This window comes from Nonomuraea sp. NPDC049684, assembly GCF_044465345.1.
Lineage (GTDB): Bacteria > Actinomycetota > Actinomycetes > Streptosporangiales > Streptosporangiaceae > Nonomuraea.
In genome coordinates this window covers 263317-279892 of sequence record NZ_JBITLO010000012.1, presented here as the reverse complement: position 1 = coordinate 279892, position 16576 = coordinate 263317, and the positions used below count along the sequence as shown (strand labels likewise).

Sequence of the window (16576 nt, the reverse complement as noted above, 5' to 3'; positions counted from 1 at the left end):
CCTCCCCGTCCCCGCGCTCGCCCGGGCGGCCGCTCATCGGGTGCCCGCCTCGGCCAGCTTGGCCACCTGCTCGGCGTTGTCCTTGGTGACGAACCCGGGCCCGGTGTTGACCGGCAGCCCGCCGCCGACGGTGTTGAGGTTGTCCTTGTACAGCTTCAGGAACGCGATCGGCAGGTAGCCCTGGAGGTACTGCTGCTGGTCCACGGCGAACAGGATCTCGCCGTCCTTGATCGCGGCGACCACGTCGCCCGACAGGTCGAAGGTGGCGAGCCTGGCCTGCGAGCCGGAGTCCTTGATCGCGTCCCTGGCCGCCACGGCGACCGCCGGGTTGAGCGCGAGCACGCCGTTGAGCTGCTTGTCCGACTGGAGCTTGGCGGTGACCTTGGAGGTGACGTCGGCCAGGTTGGCGACGTCCACCTGCAGGCGCTCGACCGTGCCGCCGAGGGTCTGCTCGGCGCCCTTGCAGCGCTGGTCGAGGCCGACGTTGCCGGCCTCGTGCACGACGCACAGCAGCTTGGTGACGCCCGCGGCCTTGAGCTGCTCGCCGGCGCCGCGCCCGGCCACGTCCTCGGACTGGCCGACGTGGGTGAGGGCGCCGAACGCCTTGGAGGAGTCGGCCCCGGAGTTGATGGTGACGACCGGGATCCTGGCCGCGACGGCCTTGCCGACGGCCTCCTTGAGCGCGTCGGGGTTGGCCATGGAGACGACGAGGCCGTCCACCTTCTCCGCGACGGCCTGGTCGATGAGCTGCGACTGCTTGGCGGGGTCGCCGTCGCCCTGGTAGGTGACCTTGACGCCGTACTGCTTGCCGGCGGCCTCGGCGCCGTTCTTGACCACGTCCCAGAAGGCGTCCCCGGCGCCGCCGTGGGTGATGACGGCGAAGCTGCCGCCGGCCGCCGGGGCGGCGGCCGAGCCTGGCGCGGCGCTCTGCGCGGCCGGCTCGGCGGAGGAGGAACAGCCGGTCAGGGCCAGTACGCCGGCCAGCGCCAGCACGATCGGGGTACGTCTCATCGAATACCTCCAAGACCAACGGGCTAGCCTGGTTCTACCGCACTGCGATCTCTTTGTATAGACATACGGACCAGCGCTTCGATCTTCGCCAATAGTAGAACGGAATCTTTCGTTCCCGTATGCTGGAGGCATGACCAGCGCACCCATGAGCGGCCGCAAGGCTCAGGCCGCCCGCAACGACGAGTTGATCCTCCAGGCGGCCAGGGCGGTCTTCACCGCCGATCCGGGCGCCCCCATCGCGGCCGTGGCCGAGAAGGCGGGCGTCGGGATCAGCGCGCTCTACCGGCGCTACCCCAGCAAGGAGGCGTTGCTGCAGAAGCTGTGCGGCGACGGCCTGAAGCTCTACGCCGACGTGGCCCAGCGCGCGATGGACGACGAGGGCGACCCCTGGGAGGCGTTCGCCTCCTACCTGCGCGGCATCGTCGACGCCGACACCAGCTCCCTGACGATCAAGCTGGCCGGCACCTTCCAGCCGACGGAGGAGCTCTACCACGACGCCGTCCGCGCCGGCGACCTGGCCACCCGGCTGCACCGCCGGGCGGTCGAGGCGGGCGTGCTGCGGGCCGACGTCACGGTGGCCGACATCGCGCTGCTGTTCGAGCAGATCGCCTCGATCAAGCTCGGCGACGAGGAGCGCACCGGCCGGCTCCGCCACCGCTACCTGACGCTGATGATGGACTCGCTGCGGGTGCCGCCCGCCCACCGCGACCTGCCCGGCCCGGCCCCCGACGACGAGGAGCTGCAGGTCCGCTGGTACCCGTCGCGTTAACCGGGTCCGGGCCGGTCGGCGGGGGCGAGCCGGCGGGCCAGGTCCAGCACGCGGCGGGCCCGGGCCAGGACCGGGGCGTCCACGAAGCGGCCGTCGGGCAGGGCCACCGCTCCCGCGCCCGCCCGCTCGGCCGCCTCGACGATCTCGGCGGCCCTGGCCGTCTCCTCCTCGGTCGGGCGGAAGGCCCGCCGGATGGCCGGGAGCTGCGCGGGGTGGATGGCGGTCCGGCCGAACAGGCCCAGCGCGCGGCCGGCCCGGCAGGAGGCGAGGAGCCCGTCCTCGTCCTTGACGTCGGGGTAGACCGACATGGGCACCGGCGGCAGGCCCGCGGCCGCGGCGGCCAGCACGACCTGCAGCCTGAGCTGGTTCATGGCGCTCTCGTCGGTGAGGGACAGCTCGGCGGCCAGGTCCTGCTCGCCCAGCGCCACGCCGGCCACCCGCGGGTGCGCGGCCACGGCGCCGGCCCCGAGGATCCCGGCCGCCGACTCCAGCAGCGCGTACAGGGGGGCCGTGCCGGGCAAGGCGTCCAGCGCGGCGGCCGACTCGACCTTGGGCAGCCGTACGGCGTCGGCCAGCTCGCCCACGGCCGCCAGGTCGTCCAGGCCGCGCGCGGTCGTCACGTCGTTCACCCGGACGTGGATCCGCGGCCCGCCCTGCCTGGGCCCGCGCAGGTAGGCGACGGCGTGGGCGCGGGCGGCGTCCTTGGCGGCGGGCGCGACCGCGTCCTCCAGGTCGATGATGACGACGTCGGCGCCCGAGGCGGCGGCCTTGGCGAAGCGCTCGGGACGGTCGCCGGGCACGTACAGCCAGGTGACGGGGGCGTTCACGCGATCACCCCGGCCTCGCGCAGGGCCGCGACGGTCTCGGCCGGGTAGTCCAGCTCGCCGAGCACCTCGTCGGTGTCGTGGCCGAGCGGGCGTCCGGGCCAGCGGATCTCGCCGGGCGTCTCCGACAGGCGGAACAGCACGTTCTGCAGGGTGACCGTGCCCAGCTCGGCGTCCGGCAGCTCGACGAACGTGCCGAGCGCGGCGTACTGCGGGTCGGTGGCCAGGTCGGTGACGTCGTAGATGGGGGCGACGGCGGCCTGGGCCTCCTCGAAGCGGGCGATCACCTCGTCGGCGTCGCGGGCGGCGATCCAGGTGGCGACCGCCTCGTCCAGCTCGTCCACGTGCTGGACGCGGCCGTGACCGCTGGCGAACCACGGCTGCTCGACCAGGTCGGGCCGTCCGACGAGGGTGACGACCCGCTCGGCGATGGGCTGGGCGCTGGTGGAGATCGCCACCCAGCGGCCGTCGCGGGTGCGGTAGGTGTTGCGCGGGGCGTTGCTGCTGGAGCGGTTGCCGGTGCGCCGCGGCACCACCCCGAGCGCCTTGTACGCGGTCATCTGCGGCCCGAGCAGGCCCAGGATCGGCTCGATGATGGCCAGGTCGATCACCTGCCCGCGGCCGGTCGCCGCGCGGGCGTGCAGGGCCACCATGATCGCGTACGACATGGCCAGGCCCGCGATGCCGTCGGCCAGGGCCAGCGGCGGCAGGGTCGGGGGGCCGTCCGGCTCGCCGGTCATGGCCGCGAACCCGCTCATGGCCTCGGCCAGCGTCCCGAACCCCGGCTGCCCGGCCATCGGGCCGATCTGCCCGAACCCGGTCATCCGGGCCACGATCAGCCGCGGGTTGGCCTTGAGCAGGTCCTCGGGGGCCAGGTTCCAGCGTTCCAGGGTGCCGGGACGGAAGTTCTCGATCAGCACGTCGGAGCGCTCGGCCAGGCGGCGCAGGATCTCCTGGCCCTCGGCGCGGGAGAGGTCGACGGCGGCGGTGCGCTTGTTGCGGGACAGCGACTTCCACCACAGGCCGACGCCGTCCACCGAGGCGCCGTGGCCGCGCGAGGGGTCGCCGCGGCGGGGATGCTCGATCTTGATCACGTCGGCGCCGAAGTCGCCGAGCATCATCGCGGCGGAGGGACCGGCGAACAGCGTCGCCGCGTCGATGACCCGCAGGTCGGCCAGACTTGTCATAGTTTGTAAGTTATAAGAAATAAGTAATAGCCGCGACCGGCCGTGCGAGAGACTGGAGACATGACAGCCAGCGACCCGACGCCGCCCGCGCCCCCCATGAGCAAGGCCGAGTACGTCTACACCGTGCTGCTGGACGAGATCCGCGGCGGCCGCATCCCCGGCGGCACCGCCCTGCGCGCCGGGGCCGTCGCCCGGCGGCTCGGCGTCTCGGTCACCCCCGTGCGCGAGGCGCTGCGCCGGCTGGAGAAGGACCGGCTGATCAGCTACGAGGCCCACCACGGCGCGACCGTCATCGACCTCGGCGACGACGCCCTGGCCGAGTACTACGGGCTGCGCGCGGTCGTCGAGGGCCTGGGGGCGCGGCTGGCCGCCGCCCGGATCACCCCCGGCGACCTGGCCGGGCTGCGCGACCTGCACCGCGAGATGGCCGACGACGCCGAGCAGGGCAGGCACGACCGGCTGGCCGAGCAGAGCAGCCGCTTCCACCTGCGCATCGTCGACATCGGCGGCCCGGCCCTCCTCGGCGCCCACGCCAGGTCGGTGCGCAACGGCGTCCCGGTGCCCGCCGAGGCGTCGCTGTGGCTCGACCCCGAGCAGGTCGGGCGGCAGCTCCAGGCGCACGAGCGGCTGCTGGCCGCCCTGGAGGCGGGCGACGCCGACGCAGCGGAACGCGTCATGATCGACCATATCCGGCAGGCAGGCGAGTACCGCAGGCACCACTGATGACAAACATCATCGTTCACTCCCGGTTCATTGATTCACCGTGACGGGTGTTGCACGATGAGTCACTCTGATGGTCTTGCCGCGACCCCGACGCCGAAGGAGCCGACACTGTGGCGGACGCGTGGACGCTCAATCCCGACTACCGCACCCCCCGGGTCCCCACAGACCAGGCCACCGAACCCGGCCCCTGGCGCCACCCTGACGGCCAGGTGATGAACGGCGCCTACGAGCGCAGGCGTCCCAAGCGGCGCACCGAGGTCGTCACCGTCTGGTACGGCTACGCGCTGAGCCGCTGCCTGGGCCCCCGCATGCCGCGCTTCAGCAGCCCGCTGGTCTCGGCCTGGAACCCGGTGCTGGCCCAGGGCCTGAGCTGCGACCCGGGGTCGCCGACGCCGTACCGCGACGAACACTGGTGCGACCGCTGGATCGCCGAGGCCCTGCTGTACGGGCGCAAGCCGTACGGCACCTTCATCCTGCCCGCCGAGGAGGCGCTGCGCTGGTTCGCCAAGAGCGGCGGCACCGGCCTGGTCTACCGGGCGCGCGCCGAAGGCGCGGCCGTCCGGGTCGTGGCCGGCACCACCGAGCCCTACGAGCGGCTCTTCGACCTCGACTCCCTGATCGCCGACTACCACGAGGCCCTGCCCCCCGGGCGGGCCGCGGCCGAGGTGGCGGCGCTGGAGTCGCATCGCGGCCTGTCCCCCGCCCTGGCCTACGTGCTGGGCGAGGACGCCGAGGCGCGCTTCGCCGCCGCGCCGCGTTCGGTGCGCGGCCTCACCCTGGGCTACCCGCCGCGCGAGACGGCGGCCCGGGTGGCCGCCGATATGCTCGCCGGGTGAGCGGCACCATCAAGGGCATCCTGTTCGACCTCGACGGCACTCTGCTCGACCATCGCGGCGCGGCCGACGCCGCGATCACCGCGTGGGCGTCGGAGCTGGCCCCCGGCCATCCCCGCCTGCCCGAGGTCGCCGCGCTGTGGGCGGCGCTGGAGATCCCCCACCTGGCCGCCTGGCAGGCCGGCGAGTGCTCCTGGCAGGAGCAGCGCCGCCGCCGGGTGCGCGCCCTGTGCCGGGAGCTGTCCGTCGAGGCGCCCGCCGACCTGGAGGCCGCCTTCGCGAGCTACGGCGACCACTACCGGCGCGGCTGGGCCGCCTACCCCGACGTGGTCCCGGCGCTGGCCGAACTGCGCGGCTACACGCTGGGCGTCCTGACCAACGGCTCACAGGACGTGCAGGAGGCGAAGATCCGGGCGCTCGGCCTCGACGTGGGCCCGGTGCTGACCGGCGAGTGCCTGGGCGGGCACTTCAAGCCGTCCGCCGCCTGCTACGCCGCCGCCGCGCGCGCCCTCGGCCTGCCGCCCGGACAGGTGCTGCTCGTGGGCGACGACCTCGACAACGACGTACGCGGCCCGGCGGCGGCCGGCATGCCCTCGGTGTGGATCGACCGGCTGGGCGTCGAGGCGGCGCCGCCCGGGTTCCCCCGCCTCACCTCGCTCGCCGGGCTGCCCGCACTGCTCGCCACACGCTATTTGTCTTGACATTCTGACCTCGGTTAGGCTGATCAGCATGACCCCGAACCTGGCCATCGACCTGGACCGATCCAGCCCTGTGCCGCTCTACTTCCAGGTGGCCGAGCAGATCGCCGAGGCGATCCGGCGCGGCGACCTGGCGCCCGGCTCCCGGCTGGACAACGAGATCCTGCTCGCCGACAAGCTCGGCCTGTCCAGGCCGACGATCCGCCAGGCGATCCAATACCTCGTGGACAAGGGCCTGCTGGTGCGCAAGCGCGGCGTCGGCACGCAGGTGGTGCACGGCCAGGTCAAGCGCTCGGTCGAGCTGACCAGCCTCTACGACGACCTGCGCCGCTCGGGCCAGGAGCCGGCCACGCAGGTGCTCGCGCTGGAGCCGCGCCCGGTCGAGGAGGACAAGGCGGCCATCCTGGGCGTCGAGCCCGGCACCGAGATCCTCTACCTCGAACGCCTGCGCTTCGCCGCCGGCGAGCCGCTCGCCGTGCTGCACAACTGGCTGCCGCTGGGCCTTGCCCCGCTCTCGGCCGCCGACCTGGAGGGCCGCGGCCTGTACGAGCTGCTGCGCGGCGCGGGCGTGCGCATGCGGGTGGCCAACCAGCGCATCGGGGCCCGCGCCGCCGGCCAGGTCGAGGCCAAGCTGCTCGACGAGCGCCGCGGCGCGCCGCTGCTCACCATGATCAGGACGACGTACGACGACCAGGGACGGGCCGTCGAGCACGGCTCACACGTCTATCGGGCCTCGCACTACTCCCTCGAGGTCACCCTCATCGAGCGCTGAGGCCGCGCGGCGCTTGAGGTAGAGCGTGGTGCCGATGCCGAACAGCACCGCCACCCCGAGCCCGACCCAGGAGAAGCCCTTCAGCCACTTCTCGGCCACCATGCCGAGATAGTAGATCACCGCGGTGGTGCCGCCCGCCCACACGATGCCGCCCAGCACGTTCGCCACGGCGAACCGCCAGTACGGCATGCGCAGCGCCCCCGCCAGCGGCCCGGCCAGGATGCGCAGCAGCGCGATGAAGCGGCCGACGAACACGGCCCAGACGCCGTACCGGTGGAAGTAGTTCTCGGCCTTGGCGACGTGGCGGGGGCCGAAGTGGCGAGGGAAGCGGCGGCCCAGCCGGTCGAACAGCCGGCGGCCGCCCTTGCGCCCGATGGCGTAGCCGGCCGAGTCGCCCACGATCGCCCCCGCGCTCGCGCACACGCCGACGGCGACCGGGCTGACCACGCCCTTGGCGGACAGAATGGCGGCGCTGACCAGCACGATCTCGCCGGGCAGCGGGATGCCGAGGCTCTCCAGGCCGATCACGAGCGCGACCATCGCGCACAACCAGGCGGCGGGGATCGCTTGCAGCCATTCGTCGATATGCACGCGGCCACCCTAACCCCGCTCCCCGCCTCCTCCATCCGTACGCCACCCAAACCTCACACCCGAGCCGCACACCCGACCGCACTCGCGGCCAACGCTCCGGCCCCACACGCTCGGGCCCCACATGCTCGGGGCGCGTGGCCCGAGGCCGCACACTCGGCGGCCGCGGTCCGAGGCCCCGCTCCGGAGCCGCGCGGTCCGAGGCCGCGGGCGGGCCGCCGTTGGCTGGGCTCGCCCTGCGGCGCAGGCGTCGAGGGGTTCAGCCGAGCAGGCCGCCGAGGCGGCCCTCCAGGACGAGCAGCAGTTCGGCCAGCAGGTCGGCGAGCTGGCGTTCGCGGTCGCGGGGAAGCCCTTCCAGCAGCTCGGTCTCGTAGTCGAGCTGCTCGGGCAGCAGGCGCAGGATCAGCTCCCTGCCGCGTCCGGTCAGCGAGAGGTGGGCGACGCGCCGGTCCCGCTCGTCCACCCGCCGGGCGACCAGGCCGATCTCCTCCAGCCGCCTGACCCGCTTGGTCACCGCCGCTCCCGACGCGAACGTCTCGCGGGCCAGCCTGCCCGGCGTCAGCTCGCCGCCGACCCTGAGCAGGGCGCACAGCAGGTCGTACTCGGGGCGGCTCACCCCGGCGCGCCCGAGCGGGGCGTCGGCGGCCTGCTGCAGGAGCGCGGCGCAGCGGTTGAGCCTGCCGATGACGGCGATCGTGTCGAGGTCGGCGTCGGGAAGGACCTGCCGCCATTGCCGCAACGCCTTCGCGACGGCGTCCTCCACGTGCTCGTTCCTCTCATCGTGCCGATCTTCCGGTGGCTCCGATCGTACGCGCTCCACCCGGGGCCGGGGCGTGGTGCGGGGTGGGCCGACGGCGACCGGCCGCGCGGTCGCCCGAGGCGTGGGGTCAGGCGTACAGGGCGGCGAGCCTGCGGTGGCCGGCCCGCTCGGCGGCGGCGATGCGCTCGTGGGGCAGCGCCCCGGTCCACCACTCGCCGGCGGCGACGTCGGCCGCTTCGCGGACCTCCGCCAGCGCCGCGCGGAGCCGGTCACGCTCCCCCGGTTCCGGCGTCCCGGCCAGCATCCGCTCCAGACGTACGAGCCCCGCCCGTACGCGCCGGGCCGCCCTCCGGTCCGGCACCAGCACGCAGGCCAGCAGCCCCGCCACCGCGCCGAGACACGTGTCCAGCCAGCGATCGGCCACGAGCTCGGCCACCGGCCGCGTCCCGGCGAACTCCCCCATGAGGATGGCCATCGGCGTGACGAAGACGCTTCCCAGCCAGTAGTTGCGCGTGATGGCCGCCTCCGTCGCACACTGCAACGCCAGAACGGCCACGACCAGCGCCACCGCGCCCAGCCGGGTCACGGGGGCGACCAGGGTGAACAGCCCGACGCCCAGCAGGTTGCCGACGACGCGCTGGATCGCGCGGCTCCAGGAGAGGGTGGTGTTGGCTGCGAACACGGCCGCCGCCGTCACCACCGCCCAGTACGGCCTGCCCACCCCCAGCGCCAACGACCCCCACCCGGCCGCAGCGGCCCCGCCGAACACCATCCCGACAACCCGCCACCGCCTAGCCACCTCCACCACCACCCGCACGACACCACGCCGCATTCCAAGGCCCGATCCCCCACACCGGGCTCCATCGGCCGATCTCCCACGCCGCGCTCCCTCGCCCGATCCTCCACGCCGCACTCCGCCGGCCCCTGCCGCACGTCCCACCCCGCCGGCCGCTGCCGGACGCCCCGGCCGGTCCGCTCCGGTCATCGCGGACTCATCCCGTCCAGCCGCGACGCCTACGACTTCGGCCCGCTCGTCCGCAAGGAGCGGGACCTCGCGAGGAGACGGCAGCGGGCGCCCTTTACGCAGGTCCCGGGCCCATCCGGCAAGCTCCCGGGGAGCGGCCCGCCGCGCGGCCCCTGAAGCGACCGGACCTCCAGGACCCACCTGACCCCCCGGAAAGGCCGAATCCAGAAAGGCCGGAACACCCGGAACTCCAGGAGAAGCCTGCACGCCCGGAACGTCGGGAGATGCCGGAACACCTGGAGAGGCGGGAACGCCTGAAAGAGCGGGAACGCCCGGAGCCCTCGCAGCGCCCGGACCGGTCTCCTCGGCCATCCCAGCGGCGGCCGACTCGGCGCGGACCAGCAGCCGGGCCAGCGCGTCGCGGCGCCGAGCGGAAACCCCGGAGCGCAGCAGCGTCTGCCAGGCAGCGTTGACCGCCGCCGCAGCGGCATGGCGCGCCTGGCGCACCGCGACGCCCTCGCGCCCCTCGCGGAAGTCGCGGTCTTCCGAGAGTTCGCAGGTCCCTGAAAGGCCGGACCCTGCAAGGAGGCCGCGCGCGCCGGGCAGGCGGCGGATGCCGGAGAGGCTGCGTCCATCCAGGAGGCCGCGAGTCTCGGGGACATCGTGGGGCTCCGGGAGATGGCGGGGCTTCGGTGCCGTGCGTAGGAGGTGGGCGGTGGATTCGAGGGCTCGGGCGACGGCGACGCGTTCCGGGCCGTCGGGGCGGAGGAGGCCGGGGGCCATGCCGACCGTCCAGGCCAGGAGGCCGCCGAGCAGCCCGAGGCCGACGTGGGCGGGCACGTCGCCCAGCTCCTGCGGCACGAACACCGAGCCGGCGGCGACGAACGTGAGGACGACGTTCCCCGGCGGCCCGATCCGGGTGGCGTCGCAGACGGCCTTGTGCAGCCCGGCCAGCAGGGCGGCCACCGCCACCCGGACGGCGACCGAGCCGGTGAGGGCCGAGACGACCAGCGCGACCGCCGTGCTGGACGTCATCCCCAGCACCACCCAGCCCAGCGCCCTGGCACGGGCCGCGTACGGCAGGCCGTGACCGTACAAGGCGCACATCGACCCGGCGGCGGCGTAGGGCACGAGGTCGAGCCGTCCGGCGGCCAGGAGGGCGAGCAGCGGGACGGCGAGGGCGACGACGGCGCTCAGGGCGGGTTTGTGCCAGATGTCGCCCACGGGCCCCAGACGCAGCGCCGCACACACAGGCAGCCGCGCACGCCACCCCGCCGACGCCCCCACCCCAGACCGCAATGACGCCTCCAACGAAGGCCCCGGCGCCAGCGACGGCGACGCAGGGGACGGCAGGGACCGGGCACGGGGTCGGAGAGCACTGGTCATCCCCAAAAGGTTACCAGGTGTTTTACCCGTGAAATAAACCAGCTAGACGGCCGGATCTTGCAACCGGCGATCAAGCGGCGATCAAGCCGTCCCCGCTAGAAACTGCTTCGAGATCAGACGGAACGAGCCGCCCGGACGCCGGGCGGAGAACAGAACTGGGGAAGCACAGTGACCACGGGAATCTTGCTGGCTGTGGCGATCACCGCCGGGACGACGCTGATCACGGCCGCGGTCGGCGTGCCGTTCCTGATCATGGCGAGGAACGGCCAGCGGCTCCTGGCGACCGGGATTCCCGCCCAGGCCGTGGTGGAGTCGATGGCCGACACCCACATGTCCGTCAACGACCAGCCCGTCGTCAGCTTCGGGCTGGTGGTGCAGCCGCACGAGGGCCCCGCCTACCGGGTCGCCCACCGCCAGACGCTGCCGCGCATCCCCATGGGGCTGGTGATCCCGGGCGCGGTGCTGCCCGTGAAGGTGGACCCGGCGCGGCCGGACCGGGTGCGCATCGACTGGGCTGCCTGGCGCCCCTCCCCCGCCGACGCCCCCTGGCGCCCGGCCACCCACTGACCGCACCCCGACCGCACCCCGACCGTACCCCGACCGCGCGCCCCCGTACGCCGCCGAGGCGCGGGAGGGCGGTTCGATGGGCCGGGGGCCCGGCGATCGATCGGCCAGCTCCGCCCCCCTCAGGCCACGCGTTCGACCTCGAAGATCAACGCCGAGGCCGGACGCAGCGCGGGCCCCGGCAGCCCCAGCTCGGCCAGCACCGCCCCCGGCAGCCGCGCCGGCGCGAACACCCACTGCGGCAGCCCCGCCCCCTCCGGCAGCGGCCCGGCGGCGCGCACCTCGTACAGCGCGGCCGGGTCGAGCCCCGGCAGCCGCAACGGTTCCGGGCTGACGGTGACCCGGCTGGTGAGCTGGACGCAGGCGAACACGGCCCGTTCGGGCAGCACGACCCCGTGCACCAGCGTCGAGGGGTCGGGATGGTCGGCCCGCACGACCCGGCCCGCGTGCAGCACCGGACGCAGCCGCTTGTGCAGCGCGATCCAGACGCCCAGCTCCTCCAGCTCCTGCGGGCTCGCCGAGGTCAGGTCCCACTCCACGCCCATGTGGCCGAACATCGCCGTGGCCGCCCGGAAGGCGAGCGGCAGCGCGCGGCCGGTGATGTGGTCGTGCGGCGCGCCGACGTGGCAGCCCATGCGGTCCGGCGGCACCAGCAGCCCGGTCCAGCGCTGGATGGCCTGCCGGTCGAGGGCGTCGTTGCAGTCGGAGGCCCACACGCGGTCGGTGCGGGCCAGGACGCCGTAGTCGATGCGCGCGCCGCCCGACGAGCACGACTCGATCTCCAGCCCGGGATGGCGGCGGCGCAGCTCGTCGATCAGCCGGTAGGCCGCGGCCGTCTGCGCGTGCACGCCGGGCCTCCCGTCGTGGACGGGCTCGGCCAGGTCGCGGTTGTGGTCCCACTTGATGTAGTCCAGCGCGTACTCGCGGGTCAGCGTGTCCAGGCGGTCGAGGAGGTAGTCGTAGACCTCGGGCCGGGCCAGGTCGAGCACCTGCTGGTTGCGCCAGAGCGCGGGCGGACGGGCGGCGCGGGCGAGGATCCAGTCGGGGTGGGCGCGGGCCAGGTCGGAGTCGGGGTTGACCATCTCGGGCTCGAACCACAGGCCGAACTGCAGGCCCAGCTCGCGGACGTGCTCGGCCAGCGGGTGCAGGCCGCCGGGCCACACGTCCTCGTCGACGTACCAGTCGCCGAGCCCGGCGCGGTCGTGGCGGCGGTGGCGGAACCAGCCGTCGTCCAGCACGAACCGTTCGACCCCGGCGGCGGCCGCCTTGTCGGCCAGCTCGCGCAGCCGGTCGAGTCCGTGGTCGAAGTAGGTGGCCTCCCAGTTGTTCAGGGTCACCGGGCGGACCGGCAGCGGACGGGCGGCGCGCAGGTGGTCGTGCAAGCGGCCGGCAGCCTCGTCCAGGCCGCTGCCGGACCAGGTGAAGTAGACCCACGGGGTGGTGTAGGCGTCGTCCTGGGCGAGGGTGATCTCGCCGGGTTCGAGCAGTTCGCCGGCGGCCAGCACGGCCTGGCCCTCGACCAGCCGCTCGGCGTAGTGGACGTGGCCGCCGCTCCAGCCGGCGTGCACGGCCCACACCTCGCCGGAGCGGAACCCGAAACCGGGCGTGCCGGCGACGAGCAGGCCGGTCGCGTCGTGCCCGGTCCGGCCGCGGCGGCTCTCCCGCGACCACACCCCCTGCCCGAACTCCCTGCGCTGCGGCACCTTCTCCAGCGCCCACCGTCCGGTGAAGTCCAGCAGCTCCCCGGCCCGGGCGGGCAGCGGCAGCGCGCACGTCAACCCCTGCAGCCGGTACGGCGAGGCGGCGGTGTTGGTCACCGTGTGCCGCATCATGACGACGCCGGAGGCGTCCATCACCAGCTCGCTGAGCAGCCGCAACCCCGCCTCGGCGTCCGCGGCGGAGACGGTGACGCGGCCGCCCGCGCCCGGCTCGGCCGCCGTCTCGACGCTCTCGGCGCTCCAGCGCACCGGCCAGTGCTCACCGGCCCGGTCACCGGACAGGCCCGGCCGTCCGAACCAGGACTCGTCCTGGCCGGGCAGCAGCGCCAGCGCGGGGGTCAGCGACAGCAGGGCGGGCGCCAGGTCGGCTCCGGCGACCGACCCGAGATCGGCGCCGTAGTGCCGCACCCGCGGCAGCCCGGGGCCGGAGTCGTCGAGCACCAGGGCCGAACCTGCGGCGGAAAGGATGACGGGGGGCACGTCACGCTCCTCAATGTCAGTGGATCAGGTGGAACGAGACGTTACCGGGCGGTACGCCCCCGCCCGCAACGCCCGCGGCGCCGGTCTCGGCGGGCTCTTCGCACGTAGGGGGCCTGCTCCGCGAGCCCGGACAGGAGGGCATGTACACTCCTCTTCGGAAACAGACCGTAGCGCTGCGTGACGATCATCGCATCCGGCGCCTTCGGCCAGGGGCGGGTCCCCGTAGTCAGCACCACTTTCCTCCGCCCGGACCGACAGCGGGGAGCCGACATGGATTCTCTTCACCTGACCACCAGCCGCCACGACACGACCGTGACCGTCTCCCTGAGCGGCGAGCTCGACATCGCCACCACCGAGGCCGTCCGCGGCCACCTGCTCGGCGTGCTGGAGGAGGCCGGGCGGGCGCGGCGGCCGGACATGTCGGTGGTGATCGAGGTGGGCGGGCTGTCCTTCATCGACGCGGCCGGGCTCGGCATCCTGGTCTCCCTGCACAACCAGGCCGCCCGCGGGCACACCAGCCTGCGGCTGGCCAACGTCCCGCCCAACATGAAGCGCCTGCTGCGCATCACCGGCCTGGACGCCCACCTGACGCCCCAGTCGTGACGGTACGCCCGCCTTGAGTAGGTTGTGGGCGTGTCGATGATTCAGGTTCCTGGCCCGATCCCCGCCAGGCTGGAGGACGGGTTCGACCGCGTGCTGCGCGAGCAGCGGCTGCCCGCCGGATTCCCCCAGGACGTGCTCGACGAGGCCGACTGGGTGGCGCAGGTGCCCAGGCTGGACGCCAAAGACCTGACCGACGTGCCGTTCGTGACCATCGACCCGCCGGGCTCGATGGACCTCGACCAGGCCCTGCACCTGGAACGGCTGCGCGACGGCTACCGCGTCTGGTACGCCATCGCCGACGTCGGGGCCTTCGTCCGGCCGGGCGGCGCGATCGACGCCGAGGCCCGTACCAGGGGTGAGACGGTGTACCTGCCGGTGGGCAGGGTGCCGCTGCATCCCAAGGTGCTGTCGGAGGGCGCGGCGAGCCTGCTGCCGGGCGCGATCCGTCCGGCCGCGGTCTGGCGGGTCGATCTCGACGCCGAGGGCCGGATCGTCGGCGCGGACGTGCAGCGCGCCCGGGTGCGCAGCCGCGAGCGGCTCGACTACGCCTACGTTCAGGCGGCCGTGGACACCGGCACCGCCGACGGCACCCTGAGCCTGCTGGCCGAGATCGGCGCGCTGCGGCTGGGGCTGGAGCGGGCGCGCGGCGGGGTCACCCTGCCCACGCCCGAGCAGGAGGTCGTCCGGGACGCCGACGGCGGCTACCGGCTGGAGTTCCGCCTGCCGCTGCCCGCCGAGGCGTGGAACGCCCAGATCTCGCTGCTGACCGGCATGGCCGCCGCCTCGATGATGCTGGACGCCGAGGTCGGCATCCTGCGCGTGCTGCCCGCTCCGCAGCCGGACGACCTGGCCAAGGTGCGCAGGGTCGCGCAGGCGCTCGGCGTGCCGTGGCCCGAGGGCGCCGGTTACGGGGAGGTCGTGCACGACCTCGACCCGAAGAACCCGCAGCAGGCGGCGTTCCTGCAGGAGTCGAAGGTGCTGCTGCGCGGCGCCGGGTACGCGGCCTTCGACGGCGCGCCGCCCAAGCTGGCCGAGCACGCGGCGGTGGCGGCGCCGTACGCGCACGTCACGGCGCCGCTGCGGCGGCTGGTGGACCGGTACGCGACGGAGGTGTGCCTGGCGGTCGCCGCGGGCGAGCCGGTGCCCGCCGAGGTACGGGCCGCGCTGCCGCTGCTGCCGGACATCATGTCGGCGACCGGCCGCCGCGCCGGGGCGGTCGACCGGGCCTGCGTGGACCTGGTGGAGGCGTTCCTGCTGCGGGAGCGGATCGGCCAGTCGTTCGAGGCGATGGTGATCGACGTGGACGAGCGCCGCGGCGGCGGCCAGGTGCAGCTCGTCGAGCCGGCCGTGATCGCCCGCTGCGACGGCGACCTGCCGCTGGGCGAGCGGGTCACCGTCCGCCTGACGCAGGCCGACCCGGCAACGCGCGAGGTCCGCTTCACCCTGGCCTGAAACCCGCCGCGAGACCGGCGCCCGCAGGCGCGGCACCCGCGGGCACGGCACTCCTGGGCACGGCGAGGGCCGCGCGCCGGACGATCTCGCGCGCGGCCCCCGGTGGACCCGCCCTCACCGCTTGAGCGGCGACCATCCCGCGCCGACCCCCAGCAGGTGGAGGGCGACGCACAGCAGCCCGGCCGTGGTGAGCGTGCCCGCGGTGAGCACGTTGCCGACGGCGGTGCCGGCGATGTCGAAGATCAGGGCGAGCAGGAAGAACAGGGCGGCGATGAGAGCGAACACGGGTTACCTCCCGAGCTGACCGGACCCCGGCCCGATGGACCTGAAGGGGGTCCCTTTCCTACGTCTTCGGGATGTCCGCCGGACTCGGCGGAGAAACTGCCCCGAGGGTGACGATCTGTAGCCATATGACGACACCCCTTTGACCGGCCGGTCAGTCGGCCCCCGCCCGCCGCACCTCACGGCCGGTCAGCCCTCGCGGGCGCGCATGCCCGCCGCACCTCACGGCCGGTCAGCCCGCCCCGGCGCGCATGCCGTCGCACCTCACGGCCGGTCAGCCCGCCCCGGCGCGCATGCCGTCGCACATCACGGCCGCCATCCGCCCGGCCGCGCCCCTGCCCCGCGCGTGGCGTTCGGCCGCCAGGGCGCCGCGCAGCAGGTCGCGGACGTCGTCGGCGGACAGGTCGCGGCGCACGGCCCCGGCGCGCTGCGCGCGGGCCAGCAGCCGCCCGACCGCGTCGGCGAGGTCGGCCTCCAGCGCCGAGCCGGGCCGCGGCGCCGGCCCCGCGCCGCCGTCCAGCAGGTCGCACAGCGCCTGGTGGGCCGCGGCCTGCTCGGCGACCCGGCAGAACCAGCCGAAGAAGGCCCGGCCTGCGTCCTCGGCGGTGGCCAGCGCGCGGGCGTCGGCCACGAAACGTTCGGCCCGGCCCAGCAGCACCGCTTCCAGCAGCGCCTCCTCGGTGGGGAAGTGCCGGTGCACGGTGCCGACCCCGAACCCGGCGCGGCGGGCGATCTCGTCGAGGGAGATGGTCAGCCCGTCGGCGGCCAGTGCCTCCTGCGCGATCTGCAGGACCCGCTCGCGGTTGCGGCGGGCGTCGGCGCGTAACGGCCGGGCGGAGCTGTGGTCGCCCATGGGGAACCTGCCTTCGGCAAGCGGAGGGAGGGCTCCGATTCTACCGGGCGGTAGCCCGGCGTGGCGCGGCCGCCCGCCCTGGCCGGAGCCAGGAGGGGCGGCCGCATGG

The 16576-nt window shown here is 74.3% G+C and carries 17 protein-coding genes; 8 read left to right on the top strand and 9 right to left on the bottom strand.

What is annotated here, in order from left to right; all coding sequences use genetic code 11:
* Window positions 1-33: 33 nt before the first annotated feature.
* Complete coding sequence (locus tag ACIBST_RS33455; protein WP_397177475.1) at window positions 34-1011, bottom strand: sugar ABC transporter substrate-binding protein; 978 nt, start codon at window positions 1009-1011, stop codon at window positions 34-36.
* A gap of 130 nt (window positions 1012-1141) precedes the next feature.
* On the opposite strand from ACIBST_RS33455, the gene ACIBST_RS33450 reads away from it, so the two are divergent.
* Window positions 1142-1780, top strand: coding sequence for a TetR/AcrR family transcriptional regulator (locus ACIBST_RS33450; protein ID WP_397177473.1), 639 nt, complete (start codon window positions 1142-1144; stop codon window positions 1778-1780).
* Here the strand turns inward: ACIBST_RS33450 and ACIBST_RS33445 are convergent.
* Complete coding sequence (locus ACIBST_RS33445) at window positions 1777-2607, bottom strand: HpcH/HpaI aldolase/citrate lyase family protein (RefSeq protein ID WP_397177471.1); 831 nt, start codon at window positions 2605-2607, stop codon at window positions 1777-1779. The two genes, ACIBST_RS33450 and ACIBST_RS33445, sit on opposite strands and share 4 nt — an antisense overlap.
* Window positions 2604-3791, bottom strand: a complete 1188-nt coding sequence (locus tag ACIBST_RS33440; RefSeq protein ID WP_358299074.1) for a CoA transferase — start codon at window positions 3789-3791, stop codon at window positions 2604-2606. The genes ACIBST_RS33445 and ACIBST_RS33440 overlap by 4 nt, the downstream gene beginning before the upstream one ends.
* A 60-nt stretch (window positions 3792-3851) precedes the next feature.
* Here ACIBST_RS33440 and ACIBST_RS33435 point away from each other — a divergent pair, with 60 nt between their 5' ends.
* The 4 genes from ACIBST_RS33435 (at window position 3852) to ACIBST_RS33420 (ending at window position 6817) form a co-directional block, all read left to right on the top strand.
* Entirely contained in the window at window positions 3852-4514 is a 663-nt protein-coding gene (locus ACIBST_RS33435) for a GntR family transcriptional regulator (protein ID WP_397177470.1), read from the top strand.
* Window positions 4515-4624: 110 nt separating this feature from the next.
* Window positions 4625-5350, top strand: a complete 726-nt coding sequence (locus ACIBST_RS33430; protein ID WP_397177468.1) for a hypothetical protein — start codon at window positions 4625-4627, stop codon at window positions 5348-5350.
* Window positions 5347-6048 carry an HAD family hydrolase gene (locus ACIBST_RS33425; protein WP_397177466.1) on the top strand — a complete coding sequence of 234 codons (702 nt, stop codon included), beginning with the start codon at window positions 5347-5349 and terminating at the stop codon, window positions 6046-6048. The genes ACIBST_RS33430 and ACIBST_RS33425 overlap by 4 nt, the downstream gene beginning before the upstream one ends.
* A 28-nt stretch (window positions 6049-6076) precedes the next feature.
* Window positions 6077-6817, top strand: a complete 741-nt coding sequence (locus ACIBST_RS33420; protein ID WP_352364117.1) for a GntR family transcriptional regulator — start codon at window positions 6077-6079, stop codon at window positions 6815-6817.
* Here the strand turns inward: ACIBST_RS33420 and ACIBST_RS33415 are convergent.
* From ACIBST_RS33415 to ACIBST_RS33405, 3 genes are all read right to left on the bottom strand, one after another.
* Window positions 6761-7408, bottom strand: coding sequence for a DedA family protein (locus ACIBST_RS33415; protein ID WP_397177465.1), 648 nt, complete (start codon window positions 7406-7408; stop codon window positions 6761-6763). The two genes, ACIBST_RS33420 and ACIBST_RS33415, sit on opposite strands and share 57 nt — an antisense overlap.
* 256 nt (window positions 7409-7664) lie before the next feature.
* Window positions 7665-8168: a MarR family transcriptional regulator gene (locus ACIBST_RS33410; RefSeq protein WP_352364113.1), complete on the bottom strand. Its 504-nt coding sequence runs from the start codon at window positions 8166-8168 to the stop codon at window positions 7665-7667.
* Between the two features lie 124 nt (window positions 8169-8292).
* Window positions 8293-10353, bottom strand: a complete 2061-nt coding sequence (locus ACIBST_RS33405; protein WP_397177463.1) for an FUSC family protein — start codon at window positions 10351-10353, stop codon at window positions 8293-8295.
* Window positions 10354-10683: 330 nt separating this feature from the next.
* Here ACIBST_RS33405 and ACIBST_RS33400 point away from each other — a divergent pair, with 330 nt between their 5' ends.
* On the top strand, window positions 10684-11082 hold the full coding sequence (locus ACIBST_RS33400) for a hypothetical protein (RefSeq protein WP_397177462.1): 399 nt from the start codon (window positions 10684-10686) through the stop codon (window positions 11080-11082).
* A gap of 119 nt (window positions 11083-11201) precedes the next feature.
* Here ACIBST_RS33400 and ACIBST_RS33395 read toward each other — a convergent pair whose 3' ends face one another.
* Window positions 11202-13277: an alpha-galactosidase gene (locus tag ACIBST_RS33395; protein ID WP_397177461.1), complete on the bottom strand. Its 2076-nt coding sequence runs from the start codon at window positions 13275-13277 to the stop codon at window positions 11202-11204.
* A gap of 270 nt (window positions 13278-13547) precedes the next feature.
* Between ACIBST_RS33395 and ACIBST_RS33390 the strand changes: the two genes are divergently transcribed.
* Both ACIBST_RS33390 and ACIBST_RS33385 read left to right on the top strand, forming a co-directional pair.
* A complete protein-coding gene (locus ACIBST_RS33390; protein ID WP_352324744.1) occupies window positions 13548-13880 on the top strand; it encodes an STAS domain-containing protein in 333 nt (110 codons plus the stop codon).
* 36 nt (window positions 13881-13916) lie between these two features.
* Window positions 13917-15332, top strand: a complete 1416-nt coding sequence (locus ACIBST_RS33385; protein WP_397177568.1) for an RNB domain-containing ribonuclease — start codon at window positions 13917-13919, stop codon at window positions 15330-15332.
* A 114-nt stretch (window positions 15333-15446) separates the two neighbouring features.
* Here ACIBST_RS33385 and ACIBST_RS33380 read toward each other — a convergent pair whose 3' ends face one another.
* Together ACIBST_RS33380 and ACIBST_RS33375 are read right to left on the bottom strand one after the other, a co-directional pair.
* On the bottom strand, window positions 15447-15617 hold the full coding sequence (locus ACIBST_RS33380; protein WP_352331507.1) for a hypothetical protein: 171 nt from the start codon (window positions 15615-15617) through the stop codon (window positions 15447-15449).
* A 271-nt stretch (window positions 15618-15888) separates the two neighbouring features.
* Complete coding sequence (locus ACIBST_RS33375; protein ID WP_397177459.1) at window positions 15889-16467, bottom strand: TetR/AcrR family transcriptional regulator; 579 nt, start codon at window positions 16465-16467, stop codon at window positions 15889-15891.
* Window positions 16468-16576 lie beyond the last annotated feature (109 nt).

Excerpts from the sequence above, each read along its gene's own strand:
- ACIBST_RS33455 (WP_397177475.1), bottom strand. The coding sequence starts at position 1,011 with ATGAGACGTACCCCGATCGTGCTGGCGCTGGCCGGCGTACTGGCCCTG.
- ACIBST_RS33450 (WP_397177473.1), top strand. The coding sequence starts at position 1,142 with ATGACCAGCGCACCCATGAGCGGCCGCAAGGCTCAGGCCGCCCGCAAC.
- ACIBST_RS33440 (WP_358299074.1), bottom strand. The coding sequence starts at position 3,791 with ATGACAAGTCTGGCCGACCTGCGGGTCATCGACGCGGCGACGCTGTTC.
- ACIBST_RS33435 (WP_397177470.1), top strand. The coding sequence starts at position 3,852 with ATGACAGCCAGCGACCCGACGCCGCCCGCGCCCCCCATGAGCAAGGCC.
- ACIBST_RS33420 (WP_352364117.1), top strand. The coding sequence starts at position 6,077 with ATGACCCCGAACCTGGCCATCGACCTGGACCGATCCAGCCCTGTGCCG.
- ACIBST_RS33390 (WP_352324744.1), top strand. The coding sequence starts at position 13,548 with ATGGATTCTCTTCACCTGACCACCAGCCGCCACGACACGACCGTGACC.
- ACIBST_RS33385 (WP_397177568.1), top strand. The coding sequence starts at position 13,917 with ATGATTCAGGTTCCTGGCCCGATCCCCGCCAGGCTGGAGGACGGGTTC.
- ACIBST_RS33375 (WP_397177459.1), bottom strand. The coding sequence starts at position 16,467 with ATGGGCGACCACAGCTCCGCCCGGCCGTTACGCGCCGACGCCCGCCGC.